16 protein-coding genes are annotated in these 19,910 nt (G+C 69.8%); 9 read left to right on the top strand and 7 right to left on the bottom strand.

Translation table 11 applies throughout. The annotated features are described in order from the left end of the window. Window positions 1–107: 107 nt before the first annotated feature. From AB0D27_RS30825 to AB0D27_RS30850, 6 genes are all read right to left on the bottom strand, one after another. Window positions 108–2,060: an amino acid transporter gene (locus tag AB0D27_RS30825; RefSeq protein ID WP_362515373.1), complete on the bottom strand. Its 1,953-nt coding sequence runs from the start codon at window positions 2,058–2,060 to the stop codon at window positions 108–110. A 625-nt stretch (window positions 2,061–2,685) separates the two neighbouring features. Further along, entirely contained in the window at window positions 2,686–4,248 is a 1,563-nt protein-coding gene (locus AB0D27_RS30830) for a Na+/H+ antiporter (RefSeq protein ID WP_362515375.1), read from the bottom strand. A 269-nt stretch (window positions 4,249–4,517) separates the two neighbouring features. Continuing rightward, window positions 4,518–6,542: an APC family permease gene (locus tag AB0D27_RS30835; RefSeq protein ID WP_362515376.1), complete on the bottom strand. Its 2,025-nt coding sequence runs from the start codon at window positions 6,540–6,542 to the stop codon at window positions 4,518–4,520. Between the two features lie 211 nt (window positions 6,543–6,753). Beyond that, window positions 6,754–7,311, bottom strand: a complete 558-nt coding sequence (locus AB0D27_RS30840; protein WP_362515378.1) for a hypothetical protein — start codon at window positions 7,309–7,311, stop codon at window positions 6,754–6,756. A 115-nt stretch (window positions 7,312–7,426) separates the two neighbouring features. Then, window positions 7,427–8,917 carry a HAMP domain-containing sensor histidine kinase gene (locus AB0D27_RS30845; RefSeq protein ID WP_362515380.1) on the bottom strand — a complete coding sequence of 497 codons (1,491 nt, stop codon included), beginning with the start codon at window positions 8,915–8,917 and terminating at the stop codon, window positions 7,427–7,429. Window positions 8,918–9,069: 152 nt separating this feature from the next. Beyond that, window positions 9,070–9,840, bottom strand: a complete 771-nt coding sequence (locus AB0D27_RS30850; RefSeq protein ID WP_362515381.1) for a response regulator transcription factor — start codon at window positions 9,838–9,840, stop codon at window positions 9,070–9,072. Window positions 9,841–10,200: 360 nt separating this feature from the next. On the opposite strand from AB0D27_RS30850, the gene AB0D27_RS30855 reads away from it, so the two are divergent. The 4 genes from AB0D27_RS30855 (at window position 10,201) to AB0D27_RS30870 (ending at window position 13,923) form a co-directional block, all read left to right on the top strand. Continuing rightward, window positions 10,201–10,368, top strand: coding sequence for a hypothetical protein (locus AB0D27_RS30855; protein ID WP_362515382.1), 168 nt, complete (start codon window positions 10,201–10,203; stop codon window positions 10,366–10,368). Between the two features lie 1,157 nt (window positions 10,369–11,525). Further along, window positions 11,526–12,680, top strand: a complete 1,155-nt coding sequence (locus AB0D27_RS30860; RefSeq protein WP_362515384.1) for a N(5)-(carboxyethyl)ornithine synthase — start codon at window positions 11,526–11,528, stop codon at window positions 12,678–12,680. A 191-nt stretch (window positions 12,681–12,871) separates the two neighbouring features. After that, window positions 12,872–13,207, top strand: coding sequence for a metalloregulator ArsR/SmtB family transcription factor (locus AB0D27_RS30865; RefSeq protein WP_362515385.1), 336 nt, complete (start codon window positions 12,872–12,874; stop codon window positions 13,205–13,207). Beyond that, entirely contained in the window at window positions 13,207–13,923 is a 717-nt protein-coding gene (locus AB0D27_RS30870) for a cation transporter (RefSeq protein ID WP_362515387.1), read from the top strand. The genes AB0D27_RS30865 and AB0D27_RS30870 overlap by 1 nt, the downstream gene beginning before the upstream one ends. Before the next feature lie 30 nt (window positions 13,924–13,953). Here AB0D27_RS30870 and AB0D27_RS30875 read toward each other — a convergent pair whose 3' ends face one another. Further along, window positions 13,954–14,616 (bottom strand): hypothetical protein, encoded by a 663-nt coding sequence (locus AB0D27_RS30875; RefSeq protein WP_362515388.1) that lies wholly within the window; start codon window positions 14,614–14,616, stop codon window positions 13,954–13,956. A gap of 385 nt (window positions 14,617–15,001) precedes the next feature. Between AB0D27_RS30875 and hemL the strand changes: the two genes are divergently transcribed. The 5 genes from hemL (at window position 15,002) to AB0D27_RS30900 (ending at window position 19,910) form a co-directional block, all read left to right on the top strand. Next, on the top strand, window positions 15,002–16,318 hold the full coding sequence (hemL, locus tag AB0D27_RS30880; RefSeq protein ID WP_362515390.1) for a glutamate-1-semialdehyde 2,1-aminomutase: 1,317 nt from the start codon (window positions 15,002–15,004) through the stop codon (window positions 16,316–16,318). Continuing rightward, the gene (locus AB0D27_RS30885) at window positions 16,315–17,007 is read left to right on the top strand and encodes a histidine phosphatase family protein (protein WP_362515391.1); all 693 of its coding nucleotides are present in this window, start codon (window positions 16,315–16,317) and stop codon (window positions 17,005–17,007) included. The genes hemL and AB0D27_RS30885 overlap by 4 nt, the downstream gene beginning before the upstream one ends. A 179-nt stretch (window positions 17,008–17,186) precedes the next feature. Next, complete coding sequence (locus tag AB0D27_RS30890) at window positions 17,187–18,437, top strand: hypothetical protein (RefSeq protein ID WP_362515392.1); 1,251 nt, start codon at window positions 17,187–17,189, stop codon at window positions 18,435–18,437. Window positions 18,438–18,503: 66 nt separating this feature from the next. Continuing rightward, the gene (locus AB0D27_RS30895) at window positions 18,504–19,127 is read left to right on the top strand and encodes a TlpA disulfide reductase family protein (RefSeq protein WP_362515394.1); all 624 of its coding nucleotides are present in this window, start codon (window positions 18,504–18,506) and stop codon (window positions 19,125–19,127) included. A gap of 6 nt (window positions 19,128–19,133) precedes the next feature. Continuing rightward, on the top strand, window positions 19,134–19,910 hold the full coding sequence (locus AB0D27_RS30900) for a cytochrome c biogenesis protein CcdA (protein ID WP_362515396.1): 777 nt from the start codon (window positions 19,134–19,136) through the stop codon (window positions 19,908–19,910).

Consider the following 19,910-nt stretch of genomic DNA (forward strand, 5'->3'; position numbering starts at 1 on the left):
GCCCGTCCGGCGTTTGAGGACGAGCGCGAAGCGCGATACGGGGGGTCTGGGGGGCGGAGCCCCCCAGGTACGGGACGGGCAGGGGCGGAGGGGGCGAAAAACCGCTCCTAGCCCACGTGCACCCGTGGCCGGCGGGCGCGGTCCGGCTCGGCCTCGCGCAGGACCTCTCGGGTGACGGGGGCGACCTCGCCCTGGCCGAAGAGGAAGAAGCGGAGGAAGTTGGTGAACGGGTCGCCCTCTGTCCACTCGAAGTAGATGTGCGGGATGCAGCCGGTGGTGTCGCGGACGTGGAGGAGAAGAGCGGCGAGGCCGTTGGGGATGGACGAAGACTCCAGCGTCAGGACGCGATAGCGGCCATGCATGACCTCGCCCCGTACGTTCATGCCCGCCTCGAACTCCGAGGGGTCTCTCACGGTGACCTCGAGGAAGACGAAGTCCTCCTGGGCCGGAAGATCGTTGTCGGCCCGGATCTGCTCGATCTTCTCCCGGTACTCGGCGACGTCCCGGTTGTCGGGCTCGTTGGCGACGAACCGGATCCGGCGGCTGGCGATGTCCCGGACGAACCGCTCGGCCATGTCGTCCATGGTCAGGCTGGTGACCCGCAGCTCGAAGGCGCGGGCGAGCCGGGACAGGAGCGAGACGAGGATGATCCCGGCGATGAAGCAGGCGCCGATCTTGACGCCGTCGGGACGTTCGATGACGTTCACGACCGTGACGTAGAGCAGGACCGCCGAGACCACCGCGAAGCCGATCGTCCAGCCCCGCTGCTGTGCGCGGCGGGCGGCGATGGTCACCGCGATCGCCGCCGAGGACATCAGGACCAGGACTCCGGTCGCGTACGCGCCGCCCTGCGCGTCGACGCTCGCGTTGAAGATCCACGTGACCAGGAAGGCGACAAGAGTGAAGACGATCACCATGGGGCGGACCGCGCGCGCCCAGTGCGGGGCCATGCCGTAGCGGGGCAGATAGCGGGGCATCAGGTTGAGGAGCCCCGCCATGGCGGAGGCGCCGGCGAACCACAGGATGGCGATCGTCGACACGTCGTAGACCGTGCCGAAGGCGCCTCCGAGGTACTCGTGCGCCAGGTATGCGAGCGCGCGCCCGTTGGCCTGGCCGCCCGACTTGAACTCGTTCTCCGGGATGAGCAGCGTGGTGATGAAGCTGGTGGCGATCAGATACACGCTCATGATCACGGCGGCCGTGGTCAGCAGCTTCTTCGTGCCCCGGATACGGCCCTTCGGGTTCTCCTCCGTGTCGTCGGGGTCGCCCTCGACATGCGGCATGACCGCCACGCCGGTCTCGAAGCCGGAGAGGCCGAGGGCCAGCTTCGGGAAGACCAGCAGGGCCACGCCGACCATTGCAAAAACGTTTCCGTGCTCGGCGGTGAGGCCGTTCGACCAGTCGGTGACCACATGCCCCGCCGTGACCACGTGCCAGAAGCCGACGAAGACGACCACGGCGTTGAGGACCAGATAGAGCCCCACCAGGACGACCGCGACGCCGATCGCCTCCAGGAAGCCCTTGAGGAACACCGCGCCCAGCAGCGCCACGAGGATGAGGGTGATCAGCATCTGCTTGTCGTGCAGCACGGTGGTCAGATGGGGGTTCTCCACCAGGTGCGTGGAGGCGTCCGCCGCCGACAGGGTGATGGTGATCAGGAAGTCGGTGGCGGCGAAGCCGAGCAGGGTCAGGACGAACAGCTTGCCCTTCCAGAACGTCAGCAGCCGCTCCAGCATCGCGATCGAGCCCTCGCCCCGGGGGCTCTCCTCGGCCACCCGCCGGTACACCGGCAGTGCGCCCGCGAGGGTGACGATCACCAGCACGATGGTGGCGATGGGCGACAGCAGCCCGGCGGCCAGCGCGGCGATGCCCGGCTGATAGCCCAGCGTGGAGAAGTAGTCGACGCCGGTCAGGCACATCACGCGCCACCACCGCTGCCCCTTGTGCACGGGCTCGGGAGGGACGGCGTGCGGCCCCTGCGGGGCCTTGGCCATGTCGGACAGGCCCTCCAGCATCCACGCCCGCAATCGGCTCGTGGGGGCATGCTCGGTCGTGGCCATCGGGGTGCTCTCCTGACGTACGGCTCTTCGATCGTTCCCGGCCATCGAGGAGGACGGCGCATTCAGCAGTCAGCGTATGCAGAGAGTGATCCATGGGCCCACGGATGAGTGGGCCGAACGCGTCAAGCTTGCGTTAAGACCGGCTGGTCGCGCATCACGGGCGGCGCCCACGGGGTGGCGGCGGCCCGGACCCCGCTCGGGTCGGCGCGGGGGCGGACCGCGGCGTCAAGGCCCCGCCAAAGGTCGCCTGAGAAGGCGTCAAGGGACGCGGTACGTGACTGGAACCGGTCGCACACCGAGCCTCACAGGGGACACGGGGGACACGGGGGACACAGGGGACACAGGGGACACGGGGGACACGGGGGACACGGGGGACACGGGCGACACGGGCGACACGGGCGACCGTCCGTGGCGCGACGGGGAAGGGCTCACTTCACCGACTCCGTTCGCGCGGGCCGCTCCGACTCCGCCCGCGCGGGCCGCTCCGAGGTGAGGGGACTGCTGCCCTGGACGTGCGGGCTGCTGCTCGCGGCGGGCGCACTGACCCTGCTGGGGGCGCACTTACCCTGCTGGGCCTGCGTCCGCGGTTCGCGGAGTTCCGCTGAGCGCGTCGATTCTCGTCGGCTCACGCGTCCGAAAGCCGCGCCTCCTCCAGATCCAGGGACCGTTGCAGCCGCCTGCGCGTCGTCTCGCTGATCCGGTGCTGGTCGTACAGGCGCTGGAGTTCGGCCGCCTCGATGGTGATGAGGTCGCGGCGGAGCTGGCGGTAGGTGAGGTCGGCGGACTCGACCGGCGTGCCGTCGCCCTCGCCGCCGGATTGGGTGAGGCGGTCGCGGGCGGAGTCGAGGCGGGCGGTCAGGCCGCGCCGGAGGCGGTCGAGGACGACGTCCGGTACGGCCTCCAGTTCCGAGAGCTCCTCCAGCCGGCCAAGCCCCGCGCTCGCCAGGGCGAGCCGCGCCTCGGCCTCCTCGCGTTCCGTGTGGTCGGGTTCCAGAGCGATGCCGGAGCGGCGGACGACCGAGGCGAGGCTGAAGCCCTGGACGACGAGGGTCATCACCACCACCGAGGTGGTCAGGACGAGGACCAGCGGGCGATCGGAGAGCGTCTCCGGTATGGACAGGGCGGCCGCCAGCGGGACCACACCCCGGGTGCCCGCCCAGGTCAGTACGACCGGCACTCGCCAGTTCATGCGGGAGATACCGCCCTTGCGCTGCACCACCGCCGACAGCGGCGCCAGCCACAACAGGCGTACGGCGATGAGCGTGGCGGCGACGGCGAGCGCGTACAGGGGCCAGGTCCGGTCGTCGTCGGACAGCGCTTTGACCTGGGCGGGCAGGGCCAGGCCGATCAGGCTGAAGACGACGCTCTCCAGCAGGAACACCACCGTGCCGTAGACGGCGTGCAGTTGGAGGCGGATGCGGGCGTTGGTGAGGCGGTCGCCCCGGCCGCCGAGGACGACCCCGGCGACGACGACGGAGGTGACGCCGGAGGTGTGCGCGGCCTCGGCGAGGACGTACGCCGCGTACGGGGTGACCAGGGCGATCACCGTCTCCAGGACCGGATCCTCGGTGCGCCGCCTGATCAGTGCCACCACACCGGCGACCGCCGCGCCGATGACCGTGCCGCCGCCCGCGAGGAGCAGGAACTCGCCGCCCGCCGACCCCCACGTCGCCGCCGCCGAGGCGACGGCCACGCTCACCGCGACCCGGAAGAGGACGAGCGAGGTCGCGTCGTTGAACAGACTCTCGGCCTGCACGAGCACCTGGACCTTCGGCGGCAGCGCGAGCCGTCTGCCGAGCGCGGTCACCGCCACCGGGTCGGTGCTGGCGAGCACCGCGCCCAGCACGAACGCCATGGGCCACGACAGGGGCGTCACCGCCGAGGCGACCGCCGCCACCGCCGCGGCGGACGCGAGCACCAGCCCGATCGACAGCACCCCGACCGGCTTCCACACCGCGCGCAGCTCGCGCCAGGACAGTTCTTCGGCGCTCGCGTACAGCAGCGGCGGCAGCACGACGAGCCCGATGATCTCGGGGCTGATCTCGATCTCGGGAGTGCCCGGCAGCAGCGCGACGGCGAGACCCGCGACGACGAGCAGGGAGGGGGCGGGGATACGCCAGCGGCGCGCGAACGTCGCCACCAGGGTGGCCAGGACCACCAGAGCCAGGACCGTCCCTACGCTGCGCATGCCGACCCCTTGGCCATGAGGAAGGAGCCTTCGCGACTCTCCGCGGAGCCCTTGTGACTCTCAAGGGAGCCCTTGCGACTCCCTGCCGACCAGACTTCCCGGCACACCTCTTTCACCCTATCGGGCCGGTGCCCGTGAAGGCAGCGTCAATGACACGACCGGGTTTCGCCCCCTCCGCCCCTGCCCGTCCCGTATCTGGGGGCTCCGCCCCAGACCCCCGTGTCGCGCTTCGCGCTCGTCCTCGAACGCCGGACGCGCTGAAATACGCCCTAGCGTCGTCGTTCCCCGGCCGGGGACTGCGGCTCCCCCCGCCGGAAGGAACCCGGCGCCCGGGCCGCCGGGCGGTCCGCGTGGGACGAGGAGCTCAGTTGCCAGGGGACGCTGGTGACCATGACGCCGGGGGTGAAGATCAGGCGGCTCTTGAGCCAGAGGGCGGACTGGTTGTGGAGGAAGTTCTCCCACCAGTGGCCGACGACGTACTCGGGGATGAAGACGGCGACGACGTCGCGCGGACTCTCGCGGCGGATCGAGCGGACGTACTCGACGACCGGGCGGGTCACCTCCCGGTACGGCGAGTCGATGATCTTCAGGGGGACCTCGATGCCGTACTCCTCCCAGCGGGCGCGCAGCGCGGCGGCCTCCTCGCGGTCGACCGAGACGGTCAGGGCCTCCAGCCGGTCGGGGTGCAGGGCGCGCGCGTAGGCGAGGGCGCGCAGGGTCGGCTTGTGGATCGTCGACACGAGCACGATCGCCAGTACCCGGCTGGGCAGGACGAGTTCACTCTGCGGGTCGGTCACCGCCAGCTCCGCCGCCGTGGTGTCGTAATGCCGTCTGATCCCCCGCATCATCACCCACAGCACGATCGCCGCGAGTACGGCCAGCCACGCGCCCTCGGTGAACTTGGTGGCCAGCACGATCACCAGGACCAGGCCGGTGACGACGGAACCCACCGCGTTGATCACGCGGGCCGTGTGATGGCGGCGGCGCGCGGCCGGGTCGGGTGTCGCGCGCAGCTCGCGGTTCCAGTGCCGGACCATGCCGAGCTGGGAGAGCGTGAAGGAGGTGAACACGCCCAGGATGTAGAGGTGGATGAGGCTGGTCACGTTCGCCCGGAAGCCCCACAGCAGGAGCCCGGCGACGATCGCCAGGGCCAGGATGCCGTTGGAGAAGGCGAGCCGGTCGCCTCGGTTGTGCAACTGCCGTGGCAGATAACGGTGTTGGGCGAGAATCGAGGACAGCAGCGGGAAGCCGTTGAAGGCCGTGTTGGCGGCGAGGATCAGGACGAGCGCCGTCACGGCCTGGATGAAGTAGAAGCCGACGCTGTGCTCGCCGCCGAAGACGGACGCCGCGATCTGCGCGATGACCGTGCGCTGGGTGTGGTGCGCGCAGTCGCCGCCGAGGCCCGTGAGCCGGCAGGCGTCGCCCGTGATGTGCACCTTGGTGATCAGCGCCAGTGCCGTGACGCCCACGAACATGACGATCGCGAGGATGCCCATCACCGACATGGTCGTGGCCGCGTTCCTCGACTTGGGCTTGCGGAACGCCGGTACGCCGTTGGAGATCGCCTCCACGCCCGTGAGCGCCGTACAGCCGGAGGAGAACGCCCGCAGCACCAGCATCAGCAGGGCCAGACCCGTGAGGTGCGCGTCCGAGGGGGCCGCCGTGACGCCGTACCTCGCGCTCTCGGCGACCGGTGCGTCCCCGAGGGCGTATCGGATCAGGCCCGTGATCACCATGACGATGACGCCGCCGATGAAGAGGTACGTCGGTGCGGCGAAGGCCCGCCCCGACTCGCGTACGCCCCGCAGGTTCATGGCCGTCAGCACCGCGACGAAGGCGATGGCCAACAGGACGCGGTGGTCGGCGAGTTCGGGGATCGCCGAGATGATGTTGTCGACGCCGGAGGGGACCGAGACGGCCACCGTCATGACGTAGTCGACGAGGAGCGAGGCGGCGACGACCAGTCCGGCGGACGGGCCGAGGTTCGTGGAGACGACCTCGTACGAGCCGCCACCGCTCGGATAGGCGTGCACCACCTGGCGGTAGGAGAGCACCACGACCGTCATCAGCGCCACGACCGCGGCCGCGATCCACGGGGTGAAGTGCAGATACGCCAGCCCGCCGAGCGTGAGGACCAGCAGGATCTCCTGCGTCGCGTACGCCACCGACGACAGCGGGTCCGAGGCGAAGATGGGGAGGGCGAGCCGCTTGGGCAGCAGCGTCTCCTGCAGCTCCTCACTGCGCATCGCCCGGCCGATCACCAACCGTTTGAGGATCCCCGTCACGTTGAACACGGGCGGAGGGTAAGCCGGGGGAGGGGGCGGCGGGGGAGGGTGAGCGGCCCGAGCGCCGTTAAGGGACCGTTAGGGTTTCGCCGCGTAGGTACATATGGCGCTGTATGCGGCCATTTGGGGCAATGGTGTGGGCTTGGTCAGTCCAGTTCAGACGCAGCAATGGTGTGGGCTTGGTCAGTCCAGTTCAGATGCGGCAAGGGTCTGCGCTCGGTCAGTCCAGCCCGGACACCTTGAACACCGTCAGCGCCGTCTCGCGGTCGATCCGCTGTGCGACGCGATGCAGCGCCGTCGCCCCGCAGGTGAGCGAGCCGCGGTGGTCGGAGACGCGGGCGTCCTCGTCCAGGCGGCGCCACAGCTGCGGATTGGTGACCAGGATCCGTGGGTCGATCTCGACCCGCGAGCCGAAGGAGTCCCGCAGCACGAGCCGCTGTCCGACCCCGTCCAGACAGCGCACCGATACCAGGTGGTCGGTCCGCACCCGCCGGGTGCCGCGCAGCCCGCGTGCCGACAGCCAGCCCTGGCCGGCGGCGACCCGGGCGGGGCAGAGCACCAGGAACAGCAGCACCGCGAGCGTGATCCACAGCGCGGCGCGCAGGTCTGTGAGGGTGCCGGCGGCCCCGTCGATCAGCAGCAGCAGGGCGAGCAGTGCGCCGGCGCAGCGGGCCGAGCTGCGCAGGTCGCGGGCCCAGAGGCGGTCGTGCGTCACTTCGGCGGGCGGCGGTGGCGGGGGCGCGCCGACCGCTTCGCGCGTGTCATTGCGACGTTCCATGAGTTCGACGGTAGAGCCCCGGAAGGCCGGATGAGCCATGCCTTGACGGGACTCTGACGGGGCTTCACGTCAAGGATTCGGCGGCGAAGATCCGCACCTGCCACGACGCGCTGGTTCACGGTCGCTGGGGCAGCACGAGTCGGAACGTGCAGCCCTTGCCCGCGGCGGTGTCCAGTTCCAGGCGACCGCCGTGTCCCTGCGCGATGGCGGCGGCGATGGCGAGCCCGAGTCCGCTGCCGCCCTCGGCGCGGGAGCGGGAGCGGGAACGGTCGGCGCGGTAGAAGCGTTCGAAGACGCGCTGGGCGTCCTCGGGGGCGAGGCCCGGGCCTTCGTCCGCGATTTCCAGTACGCCGACGGGGGTGCCGTACGGGAGGGGCGGCGACGCGCTGGTGCGGCCACCCACGTCCGGACCGGCAAGGCCCGTTCCCACGCGTACGTGGACGGGGGTGCCCTGGGGCGTGTGCGTGCGGGCGTTGGAGAGCAGGTTGTCGATGACCTGGCGCAGGCGGTGCGGGTCGCCGACAGTCTCCACCAGTTCCAGTTCTTCGGCCCCCTCAGCGAGGGGCACCAGGTCGATCGGGCGGCCGGGGCTGCCGAGGGCGGCGGCGCTCACGGCGTCGGCGGCGAGGGCGAGGAGGTCGACGGGTTCGCGGCGGTAGGCGGGCTCCTGGTCGAGCTGGGCGAGCAGGTGCAGGTCGTCGACGAGCAGGCTCATGCGCGCGGCGTTCTGCGCGATCAGCCGGTTCGCCTCGCGTCTGCCCGCGGCGGACTGTTGCTCATGGCGCAGGGCCAGTTCGGCGAAGCCCTGGATCGTGGTCAGCGGCGTACGCAGTTCGTGGCCGGCGTCGGCGACGAAGCGGCGCAGTCTCGCCTCGGAGGTCTCACGTTCGCGCAGGGCGCCCTGAAGCCGTTCCAGCATGGTGTTCAGGACCCGGCCGAGCCGCCCGGTCTCGGTGCGCTCGTCGGTGTCGGCCAGCCGCAGATCCAGATTGCCGTCGGTGATGTCCTCGGCGGTGCGCTCCATCCGGGTCAGGGGCAGCAGCCCGAGCCGGACGACCCAGCGGCCGAGCAGCACCACGCAGGCGAGGGTGAGGGCCAGCAGGACGCCGTCCACCAGGAGGATCTTGGAGGTGGCGCCGTCCACGGTGTCCATGGGCAGAGCCACGACCGACTTCATGCCGTCGGGGCCGTCCCGCAGGATGACCCGCCAGTGGCCGCCGCCCGAGGTGGCGGACACGGTGGTGGGCCGTCCCGCTGTCAGGCCGAGGCTGTCGGCGGAGGAGGACAGGTCGGGTTCCGAGGGCTCCGGGTCGCCGAGCGAGGCGCTGAGGAGGTGGCCGTCGGAGTCGTAGAAGTAGATCCGGAAGTCGGAGGGCAGCGCCCCGGGGGTGGTGAACCGGCTCGGGAATCCCTGCTCGCTCGCCGCGTCGCCGTACGCCTTGGTGTGTGTGCGGAAGTGGGTGAGCTGGTCGTCGAGGCTGTCCATCAGCCAGGACCGCAGGACGAGGAAGCCGACGACCTCGGCGGCCAGCACGGCGGCGGTGGCGACGACGGCGATACCGAGGACGAGACGACGGCGCAGGCCGCCTCGGAAACGGGGTTTCATGGGTGGGCGGGGCGGGCCTGCTCGGAAACGGGGTTTCATGGGTGGGCGGGGCAGGCCTGCTCGGAAACGGGGTTTCATCGGTGCGCGAGACAGGCGGGCCCGGAAACGGGGTTTCACCGGTCGGCGGCGCAGGCGGGCCCGGATACGCGGTCTCACCGGTCGGCGGCCCGTTCGGCCGCCCGGTCCTGGTCGTGCTCGCGCGGCAGCCGCAGGCAGTAGCCGATGCCGCGGACCGTGTGGATGAGCGGCGGATCGAAGCGGTCGATCTTCTTGCGCAGGTACTTCACATACGTCTCGACGATGCGCGCGTCACCCGCGAAGTCGTACCCCCACACGTGCCGCACGATCTGCGCCCTGCTCAGCACCCGGTTGGAGTTGGCCATGAGGTAGCCGAGCAGCTGGAACTCGGTGGGGGAGAGCGGTACGTACCGCTCCCCGCGGTGCACCTCGTGCGCGTCCGGATCGAGCCGCAGGTCGGCGAAGAGCAGCAGGGTCCGCTCGCCGCCCGCCCCGCCGGCCGCGGTTTCCTCCGGGCCGGTGCGGCGCAGAATCGCCTGGATCCGCAGCAGCACCTCCTCGATGCTGAACGGCTTGGTGACGTAGTCGTCGCCTCCCGACCGCAGCCCGGCGATACGGTCGGACAGATCGACGCGCGCGGTCAGGAAGAGTACGGGGGTGTCGTTGCCGGCCGCCCGCATCGACCTGGTCACCTCGAAGCCGTCGAGGTCGGGCAGCATCACGTCGAGCAGCACCAGGTCGGGCCCGAACCGCTCGACCTCCAGCAGTGCGGACGCGCCGGAGTCCGCGCTGCTCACCTCGTAGCCGGTGAGCCGCAGCGTGGTTTCCAGCAGGGCACGGATGCTCGCCTCGTCCTCCACGACGAGGAGTCTGTGCCGGGTCTGGGGCGCGGAGTGCTCGGACATGGCGCCGACTCTCCCCCCTGTTCATGAGGGTCGGCTTTCAGCTCTCTGGGGGTTTCCTGAGAGCCGCCCATGCGCGGGGCACAAAGAAAAGGCCCCGGGCTCCTCCACTGCGGGAGCCCGGGACCTGCCCGCGCTTGACTGAGACGGGATGCGCGGACCCCGCGCACGTTAGGGGCGGCGTGTGGGAGAGCCCGGGACGAATGCTGGGAGATCCCTGTGGAAGCCCCCGCGCGAGCTGGCGGACCTTCAGCCCTTGTCGCCCGCGACTTCGTCGCCTCCGTCCTCCGCGCCCAGAGGCTGTTCGCGCCCAGAGACTGTCCGCGCCCGGAGACTGTCCGCGCCCAGAGACTGGAGGCCCTCGTGGACACGGCGACGCTCTGCACCTCCGAACTCGTCACGAACGCCTGCGTGCACGCGAAGGGCGGCGACGGCTCGGCGTTATCGCTGTCGGTGGCGTCGGCGCGGGTACGTGGCATCGTGTACGACGGCGACGACAACCCGCCGGTGATGACGACAACCCGCCGATGATAAGGGAGTTGACCCCGGAGGGGTGGGAACAGGGCGGCCGGGGCGTCCACTTGGTCGGCGCGCTGACGGACGGCCGCTGAGGCACTGCCCCGGCGACGACCCCGCAGGCCGCCGCCGAGCCGCTGGGCACTGCCCCGGCGACGACCCCGCAGGGCGCCGCCCCGGCTCGCGGCGAGGGCAACGCCGTGTGGTTGGACCTGCTCGCGCCCGATGTCTTCGTAACCTGAGAAGATCGTCTCGTCCGGCGGCTCATTCGCCACCCTTCGCTACCCCGGCGGCGCTCCTATCAGCGACGACGCGCGCCCGTCAATTCTTGACGCCACGCGAACGCCAGGGATAGCCAGGGATTCGCCACCCCGTTCCACAGCCCCTGCGGACGGCCCTGACCTGGGCAAATGGCGTTCACGGTGGGTACAGTACCCAGCATTGGATGGAGCGGCGCGCGTTGCTGAGGCCGAGCGACGCATCCCTTGATCTGCCCGCGCGACGCACGAAGCCTGGCCCGGGGGCAACCGGGACCAGGCTCGCGCGCGGGTCAGTGTGAGCCCGGCCGATCATCAAGCGGTCGGGCTCACGCCCAACCATCCGTCCGGCTCACGCTGCGTCACATGAACTTCTCGACGCACCCTGCGACTGCGGCTACCGCGGTGAGGCAGAGCGCCGCGAACTGAACCCAGTCGCGCCTGTGCCGGCGCGGAGGGCGGCTCTCTTTCTTCCTCGGTTTGGCCACAAGTACCAGCTCCCTTCCTTGATGTGACCCGGGCGAGCCCGGGCCCCCGCCTGGGGTCAGGCGGGCGTCAATGCAGGAAGTATCAGCTGAACTCGTCGCAACTTACCGGGTGTTGGCGAGGGCGGCGAACTATCGCCACGGTTCGCCAGGGTGCGCCACATGGTCTGCCACGGCGCTCCCGGTGTGGGCTTCAGTCGGTGCACTCTGAGCTACGGCCCCGTGGAGGAGGCCGCCCGCCGTCCCCGTTCGAAGGCGCGCGGAGACCTGTATACGCAGACGTGTCTTCGTGGAGGTACGACAGCATCACGATGCCGCACCGCGACGCCGGAGTTGGGCGCGCGCCAGGGCGTCCGGCCCGAAGGAGTGCCGTCGGCCCGGTCCCCGTACTCCGTGAGTGTGTTAAACAGGTAGTAATCAAAGGGGCATTTTGCAGCAGCTCAAGCTCGGAATCATGTCGCAGACCCGCAAAGAGAACGAGCACCGTCTGCCGATCCACCCAGCCCACTTCGAACGCATCGACGCCGACCTCCAGCCCAGCATCTATCTGCAGACCGGTTACGGAGAGCACTTCGGTGTCTCGGACAGTCAGCTCGCACCGTTCGTCGCCGGTTTCCGCCCACGGCAGGAGCTGATCGCGGAGTGTGACGTCATCCTGCTGGCCAAACCGCTGCACGAGGATCTGGCGGAGCTGCGGGACGGGCAAGTGCTGTGGGGGTGGCCGCACTGCGTTCAGGACGAGAAGGTCACGCAGGCCGCCATCGACCGCAGGCTCACCGTGATCGCCTTCGAGGCGATGAACCACTGGACCCGTGAGGGTTCGTTCAATCTGCACGTCTTCCACAAGAACAACGAGCTGGCCGGCTACTCGTCGGTGCTGCACGCCATGCAGCTGACGGGCGCGACCGGCGACTACGGGCGCCGGCGGCGTGCGGTCGTGATCGGCTTCGGCGCCACCGCCCGCGGCGCGGTCACCGCGCTCAGTGCGCTGGGCGTGCACGACGTGGACGTGCTGACCGCCCGTGGCGTCACCGCCGTCAGCTCACCGATCCACTCGGCGCGGATCGTGCACTTCGACCACGACGAGGCCGACGACACCCTCGACCCGCGGCGCAGCGTCGTGCTCACCGAGGACGGTCCGCAGCCGCTGGCCGAGTTCCTCGCCGGGCACGACATCATCGTCAACTGCGTGCTCCAGGACACCGCGGCGCCGCTCATGTTCCTGATAAACGAGGACCTGCCGAAGCTCGCGCCCGGCACCCTCGTCGTCGATGTCTCCTGCGACGAGGGCATGGGCTTCGCCTGGGCCCGGCCGACCACCTTCAACGACCCGATGTTCACCGTTGGCGACCACGTCCACTACTACGGCGTGGACCACAGCCCCTCCTATCTGTGGGACGCGGCCACCTGGGAGAACAGCGAGGCGCTGATCCCGTTCCTGCGGCCGGTCCTCGAAGGACCGGCCGGCTGGGACGGTGACCGTACGATCCGCCGGGCGATCGAGATCCGCGGCGGCATCGTCCAAAACCCCGCGGTCCTGGCCTTCCAGCACCGCGCCGAGCAGTATCCGCACGCGCTGCTCTGAGCCCGCGCCGCCCGGTCGACGGCGTACCCGCACCGGGTACGCCGCCGACTGGGCGCTCCCGGCCTTCGCATCGGGGGGCTGTTCACCACGCTATACCCCCAGCGGGTATACGGAGCAGTCATTAATTTCCATATCAGCAGTCATGTCGTGTCAGCATTTCGTGAATTCAGGATTTGCTGTACTGTCGCTTCATGTTGACTCTCGCCTCCGAGATCGAGGTGCTGGCCCGCTTCGGCCGCGCGCTCGCCGACCCGATCCGCTGTCGTCTGCTGCTCGCGCTGCGCGAGTCTCCGTCGCATCCGTCCGATCTGGCGGAGGAGTTGGGGATTTCGCGTACCCGGCTGTCCAACCATCTGGCGTGTCTGCGCGACTGTGGGCTGGTCGTCGCCGTGCCTGTCGGCCGTCGTACGCGCTACGAGCTCGCCGATCCCCGCCTCGGCCACGCGCTCGAGGACCTGCGGACGGCGGTGCTGGCCGTGGACGCGGACCGCAACTGCCCGGACGCGGACGAGGAGGGCTGCTGCTGATGCCTGCCGAGTTGCCTCTGGTGTCCCTGGGGCCCTCTTCCGCTCGCCTTGACGCGCTGACTCGCCGGATACGGCTGCTGGTGGGCGCGACCATCGCCTACAACGTGGTCGAGGCGGTCATCGCCCTGACCGCGGGGGCCGCCGCCTCGTCCAGCGCGCTGATCGGCTTCGGCCTCGATTCCGTGATCGAGGTGTCCTCGGCGGCCACCGTCGCCTGGCAGTTCTCCGCCGCCGACCACGCGGCGCGTGAAGCCCGGGAGCGGCGGGCGCTGCGGATCATCGCGGTGTCCTTCTTCGGCCTGGCCGCGTACGTCGTCGTGGAGTCGGTACGGGCTTTTGCGGGCGCCGGTGAGGCGGACCGCTCCCTCGTCGGCATCGCGCTGGCCACCGTGTCGCTGGCGGTGATGCCGTTCCTGTCGGCTGCCCAGCGCCGGGCCGGACGTGAGCTGCGCTCGGCATCGGCGGTCGCCGACTCCAAGCAGACCCTGCTGTGCACCTACCTCTCGGCGGTTCTCCTGCTCGGGCTCGTCGCCAACGCGGCGTTCGGCTGGAGCTGGGCCGATCCCGCCGCCGCCCTGATCATCGCCGCGGTCGCGGTGAAGGAAGGCCGGGACGCCTGGCGCGGCGACGGCTGCTGTGCCGCGTTGACCGCCGAACCGCCACTCGACCGCGAAGACACCTGCGGCTGCGAGCCGGGGTGCGCCTGCTGCTCGTGACCAGGCTCCCGCAGCAGATGCAATCCCAGGTCAGGGCCACACCAAGCAGTACGGCTGATGCCCCGCCTCATGCAACCGATGGCTGAAATCCTGCCACTCATGCAGCAACTGGTACACATTGAACGCGTCCCGCGGCCCGCCCCGGTCCGGGACCGTCGACCAGATGAAGGCGGCCGCGCCGACCGCTTCCTCGCCGATGCCGCGGAGGGGGTCGACGACGGTCATGGGGAGCTTCACCACGGCGTAGTCGGGGTGGAGGACGACCAGCTCGAGGGGCGGGACCTTGTGGAGGGGGACGCCCTCGATGCCGGTGAGCACCATCGCGGCCATCGTTTCCGGCTTGATCTTGGTGAACATGCCGTTCATGCCGAGCTCGTCGCCGCCGAGCTCCTCGGGGCGCATCGAGATCGGGACCCGGGCCGCCGTCGCGCCGTCCGGCGCGCCGAAGTATTTGTACGTCACCCCCACCCGGCCACCATTCCCGCTCCCCGCCCGCAGCCGCTCGACCGTGCGGTCGCCCCGCTCGGACTCACCCTGTGATCCGTGTGATCCCTGAGATCCGGGAGAGCCCTGCGATCCCTGTGCCTGTCGTGCCTCGGCCGCTTCCTCCGCCTCGCGCCGGTGCCTTCCCCGCCGGGCACGCCGAGGACCGAGGTCATCGGTCCCCTCGCCCAGTCCGCCACCGCGATGCATATCTCCACCCGACTGCTTTTCTAAGGCGCGCGACCCCCGCCACGCAACCCGATCATCGTGACAGTGACCTCCCCCACGGCCGCACGCCGAAACGTACGCTGAAACACCTGTCCGCAGGATCTTCGCAGCCTCTGAACACCATCGTTCATGTGAGCTGTCCGTACCAGTCCCAGTTTCGCAGATGGCCGGGGGAAGGCGCCCGGTTGTCGTACCGGACACCGGCCCATCGGACCCCGCGACGGCCGGGATCTTCCGTACAGGAAGCCGTACGTCCGTCCGGCATCCCGCGTTCACGGCCCCGTGCTCTCGCCCTCGCGGGCGCCGGCGGCCCCTGGCCTACCCTGAGGAGGTCATTAGCCCCCCGGAGTCGGAGACGTCGCAGGTCATGACCGAACTGCCTTATCCCTACGAAGCCCCAGCCTCGCAGTCTCTATTCGACCGTGCGTCGGCCGTCACACCCGGCGGCGTGAACTCTCCCGTGCGCGCCTTCCGCGCCGTGGGCGGTACGCCCCGGTTCATGGTGTCCGGTACCGGTCCCTACCTCACCGACGCCGACGGCCGTACATACGTCGACCTCGTCTGTTCCTGGGGGCCGATGATCCTCGGGCACTCCCACCCCGAGGTCATCGCCGCCGTCCAGGAGGCCGTCTCGCGCGGTACGTCCTTCGGTACGCCCGGTGAGGGAGAGGTCGTACTCGCCGAGGAGATCGTCGCGCGCGTCGAGCCCGTCGAGCAGGTCCGGCTCGTCTCCAGCGGCACCGAGGCGACCATGTCCGCCATCCGGCTCGCCCGCGGTTTCACCCAGCGCTCCAAGGTGATCAAGTTCGCCGGGTGCTATCACGGGCACGTCGACTCGCTGCTCGCCGCGGCCGGGAGCGGGGTGGCGACCTTCGCGCTGCCCGACACCCCCGGCGTCACCGGCGCCCAGGCAGGCGACACCATCGTCCTTCCCTACAACGACCTCGAAGCCGTGAACGAGGCCTTCCACGCGCACCCCGGCGAGATCGCCTGCGTGATCACCGAGGCCTCGCCCGGCAACATGGGCGTCGTCCCGCCGCGGCCCGGCTTCAACCAGGGGCTCAAGGACGCCTGCGCCAAGAACGGCGCCCTGTTCATCTCCGACGAGGTCATGACCGGCTTCCGCACCAGCAAGGCCGGTTGGTACGGAATTGATGGCGTACGTCCTGACCTGATGACCTTCGGCAAGGTCATGGGCGGTGGCTTCCCGGCCGCCGCCTTCGGAGGCCGCGAGGACGTGATGGCGCACCTCGCGCCCGCCGGGCCGGTGTACCAGGCGGGCACGCTGTCCGGGAACCCGGTCGCCACCGCCGCCGGGCTCGCCCAGCTGCGGCTGCTCGACGACGCCGCGTACGACAAGGTCGACGCGGTGTCGGAGCGGATCCGTACGCTCGTGACCGAGGCCCTGACCAAGGAGGGCGTGACGCACCGGCTGCAGAACGCCTCCAACATGTTCTCCGTCTTCTTCACCGGGCGCGAGGTGCGCGACTACGAGGACGCGAAGGCGCAGGAGTCCTTCCGCTACACCGCGTTCTTCCACTCGATGCTGGCGCAGGGCGTGTATCTGCCGCCGTCCTCCTTCGAGTCGTGGTTCGTGTCGACGGCCCACGACGAGCAGGCGGTTCAGCGGATCGCCGACGCCCTTCCGGCGGCGGCGCGGGCAGCGGCGGAGGCCACGGCATGAGCGAGCACATCGACGACAGCGACATCACCGTCGTCCACGTCATGCGGCACGGTGAGGTCGCCAACCCGGACGGGGTGCTGTACGGGCGGCTCGCCGGGTACCACCTGTCCGAGCTCGGGCGGCAGATGGCCGACCGGGTGGCCGAACACCTCGCCTCGCGTGACGTCACGTATGTCGTCGCCTCGCCGCTGGAGCGGGCGCAGGAGACGGCCACCCCGATCGCCAAGGCGCACGGGCTGGACCTCGCGACCGACGCGCGGCTGATCGAGGCCGAGAACGTCTTCCAGGGCAAGACCTTCGGCGTCGGGGACGGCGCGCTGCGTCGGCCGGAGAACTGGAAGCACCTCGTCAACCCGTTCAGGCCGTCCTGGGGTGAGCCGTACGTCGATCAGGTCGTACGGATGATGGGGGCGCTGGACGCCGCCAAGGACGCCGCTCGTGGGCATGAAGCGGTGTTGGTCAGCCACCAGTTGCCGATCTGGATCGTGCGCAGCTATGTGGAGAAGCGGCGGCTGTGGCACGACCCGCGCAAGCGGCAGTGCACGCTGGCTTCCCTGACGAGCTTCACCTACCGGGGCGACAAGATCGTGTCCGTGGGCTACACCGAGCCCGCCCGTGATCTGGTCCCGGCCCATCTCCTCGCGGGCGCAAAGCCGGTGAAGGGGAAGGACAAGGCGTTCGGGGCGTAGGCCCCCGCAGGGGGGCGGCGTACGCCCCGTCACAAAGCGTATGCGGTCATGCCATTTGAGCGCATCTTCGTAAAATCAGATAAATACGCGGAGTTTGACGGAACCTCCGTCTCCATCGCGCCCTCTCATTGTGTGCCAGCTGGGAGCCAGCTGAGAGGGCGCGATGAGATGGGGACCGCATGCGGGACATCAGCCGGAGGGGAATGATCGGCCTCGGGGCAGGTGCCGCGGCAGCGCTGGGACTTGCCGCGTGCGGCACCACAGAGCATGACGCCGCGAGCCGGGGCGGCGGTTCCCACGGTGGCGGACGGCCCGGCGCCCCGAAGGCCACCGCACGTCCCCTCGGTGATGGCTCCACCGCGTACACGGGCAAGCAGCCCAACCAGCCCGACAAGGCCGTCCCGCTTGAGCCCGGCGAGACCCCTCCGCAGTTCGTGATCTTCTCCTGGGACGGCGCGGGGGAGGTCGGGACCGGTCTTTTCGACCGCTTCCTCGGACTCGCCAAAGAGCACGACGCGCACATGACGTTCTTTCTCTCCGGGCTGTATCTGCTGCCCGAGTCGAAAAAGCGCCTGTACTTGCCGCCCAACAACCCCAGGGGCGCCTCGGACATCGGTTATCTCACCGACGAGCACGTCAAGGCGACGCTGAAACTCGTCCGGCAGGCCTGGCTCGACGGCCATGAGATCGGCACCCACTTCAACGGCCACTTCTGCGCCGGCTCGGGCACGGTCGCCAACTGGACGTCCGCGCAGTGGCGCAGCGAGATCGACCAGGCGAAGTCCTTCGTGAAGGAGTGGCGGACCAACACGGGCTGGAGTGATCTGCCCGCGCTGCCCTTCGACTACGAGAAGGAACTCATCGGCGGCCGTACGCCGTGTCTGCTCGGCCAGAACAACCTGCTGCCCACCGCCAAGGAACTCGGCTGGCGCTACGACGCCTCCTCGCCCGGCGGGCGCCAGCGCTGGCCGCAGAAGAACCAGGGGCTGTGGGACCTGCCGCTGCAGGCGATGCCCTTCCCCGGGCACCGCTTCGAGGTGCTCTCGATGGACTACAACATCCTCGCCAACCAGTCGGTCAACTCGACGCGGGCGCCCTCGTACAACTACCCGGGCTGGCGCACCCAGGCGGCCAACTCCTATATCGCCGGATTCAAGCGGGCATACGAGACAAATCGCGCACCCTTCTTCATCGGCAACCACTTCGAGGAGTGGAACGGCGGCATCTACATGGACGCCGTCGAGCAGGCCTTCAAGCACATCGCCCGGGAGAAGGAGAAGGGCGCGGACGTGCGCCTCATCTCCTTCCGGCAGTTCGTGGACTGGCTGGATGTGCAAAAGCCCGAGGTGCTGACCCGGCTTCAGTCGCTGGACGTGGGGCAGCAGCCCGCTGGCGGCTGGAAGTCCTACCTGGGCGGACAGGCAGCCTGAAATGCGGGTTTCCGCCCGCAAGGGGGGTGCGGAAGATCCTCGAAACGGGCATGCGAAACTTTTCACATGAGTGCCGCCTGCCGTGCCGACCAGCGCCCGAACCGCACCCGTAGCCGCGCCGCCCTGCTCGCCGCCGGGGCCGCCGCCGCCGCGCTCGTCCTGTCCGCGTGCGGTTCCGGGGGCACCTCCGGGGGAGCGGGCAACACCAACTTCGTCGCCGGCAAGAACGGTGTCGACACCGCCTCGAAGGGCTCGCGGGCCGCGATCCCCGACCTCTCCGGCAAGACCATCGACGGCAAGCAGCTCGACGTCCGCGACTACAAGGGCAAGGTCGTCGTCCTCAACGTCTGGGGGTCCTGGTGCGGGCCCTGCCGCGCCGAGGCCAAGAACCTCGAGCGGGTGTTCCAGAGCACCAAGGACCAGGGCGTGCAGTTCGTGGGCATCAACACCCGCGACACCAGCACCGGTCCGGCCAAGGCCTTCGAGAAGGAACAGGGCATCACCTACCCGAGCCTGTACGACCCGACGGGCAAGCTGATGCTCCGCTTCAAGAAGGGCACGCTGAATCCGCAGCTGATCCCCTCCACGCTCATCGTCGACCGGGACGGGAAGGTCGCCGCCCGGACCCTGCAGGCGCTCAGCGAGGAAACCCTGCGCAAGATGCTCGACCCGGTTCTCGCGGAGAAGTGACCTGACGTGTCCCTCCTAGCCACGACCTTGGCCGAGTCCGTCGGCAAGAACGAGACGGTCTACAGCGGCGCCCTGCTGGTCGCCCTGCCGATCGCCGTGCTCGGCGGACTCGTCTCCTTCTTCTCGCCGTGCGTGCTGCCGCTGGTGCCCGGCTACCTGTCGTACGTCACCGGGGTCGGTGGCACGGATCTGGCGGAGGCCAGACGGGGGCGGATGGCCTCGGGCGCGGCCCTGTTCGTCCTCGGCTTCACCGTCGTGTTCGTCTCCGGCGGGGCGCTCTTCGGGTATTTCGGCGCGACCCTGCACGAGCACCAGGACACGCTGTCGAAGGTGCTCGGCGTGCTCATGATCCTCATGGGTGTGTTCTTCATGGGGCTGATGCCCTGGTTCACCCAGCGCGAATTCCGGTTCCACAAGCGGCCGGTGGCCGGTCTCGCGGGCGCGCCTGTGCTCGGCGCGCTGTTCGCCATCGGCTGGACGCCCTGCCTCGGCCCGACGCTCTCCTCGGTGCAGGTTCTCGCGATGAATCAGGCGAGCGCGGGCCGGGGGGCCATACTGACCGTCGCGTACTGCCTCGGCCTCGGCATCCCCTTCGTCCTCACCGCGGTCGCCTTCCGCAAGGCGCTCGGCGCCTTCGGCTGGGTCAAGCGCCACTACACCTGGGTGATGCGGATCGGCGGCGGCATGATGATCGTGACCGGCCTGCTGCTGCTCACCGGTGCGTGGGACAGCATCGTGCAGCAGATGCAAACCTGGTCCGACGGCTTCACGGTAGGGATCTGA

Source organism: Streptomyces sp. NPDC048415 (assembly GCF_040651675.1).
In the GTDB taxonomy this organism is placed as follows: domain Bacteria; phylum Actinomycetota; class Actinomycetes; order Streptomycetales; family Streptomycetaceae; genus Streptomyces.

Excerpts from the sequence above, each read along its gene's own strand:
- AB0D27_RS30885 (WP_362515391.1), top strand. The coding sequence starts at position 16,315 with ATGAGCGAGCACATCGACGACAGCGACATCACCGTCGTCCACGTCATG.
- AB0D27_RS30870 (WP_362515387.1), top strand. The coding sequence starts at position 13,207 with ATGCCTGCCGAGTTGCCTCTGGTGTCCCTGGGGCCCTCTTCCGCTCGC.
- AB0D27_RS30865 (WP_362515385.1), top strand. The coding sequence starts at position 12,872 with ATGTTGACTCTCGCCTCCGAGATCGAGGTGCTGGCCCGCTTCGGCCGC.
- AB0D27_RS30825 (WP_362515373.1), bottom strand. The coding sequence starts at position 2,060 with ATGGCCACGACCGAGCATGCCCCCACGAGCCGATTGCGGGCGTGGATG.
- AB0D27_RS30830 (WP_362515375.1), bottom strand. The coding sequence starts at position 4,248 with ATGCGCAGCGTAGGGACGGTCCTGGCTCTGGTGGTCCTGGCCACCCTG.
- hemL (WP_362515390.1), top strand. The coding sequence starts at position 15,002 with ATGACCGAACTGCCTTATCCCTACGAAGCCCCAGCCTCGCAGTCTCTA.
- AB0D27_RS30845 (WP_362515380.1), bottom strand. The coding sequence starts at position 8,917 with ATGAAACCCCGTTTCCGAGGCGGCCTGCGCCGTCGTCTCGTCCTCGGT.
- AB0D27_RS30850 (WP_362515381.1), bottom strand. The coding sequence starts at position 9,840 with ATGTCCGAGCACTCCGCGCCCCAGACCCGGCACAGACTCCTCGTCGTG.
- AB0D27_RS30840 (WP_362515378.1), bottom strand. The coding sequence starts at position 7,311 with ATGGAACGTCGCAATGACACGCGCGAAGCGGTCGGCGCGCCCCCGCCA.
- AB0D27_RS30895 (WP_362515394.1), top strand. The coding sequence starts at position 18,504 with ATGAGTGCCGCCTGCCGTGCCGACCAGCGCCCGAACCGCACCCGTAGC.
- AB0D27_RS30875 (WP_362515388.1), bottom strand. The coding sequence starts at position 14,616 with ATGCATCGCGGTGGCGGACTGGGCGAGGGGACCGATGACCTCGGTCCT.
- AB0D27_RS30890 (WP_362515392.1), top strand. The coding sequence starts at position 17,187 with ATGCGGGACATCAGCCGGAGGGGAATGATCGGCCTCGGGGCAGGTGCC.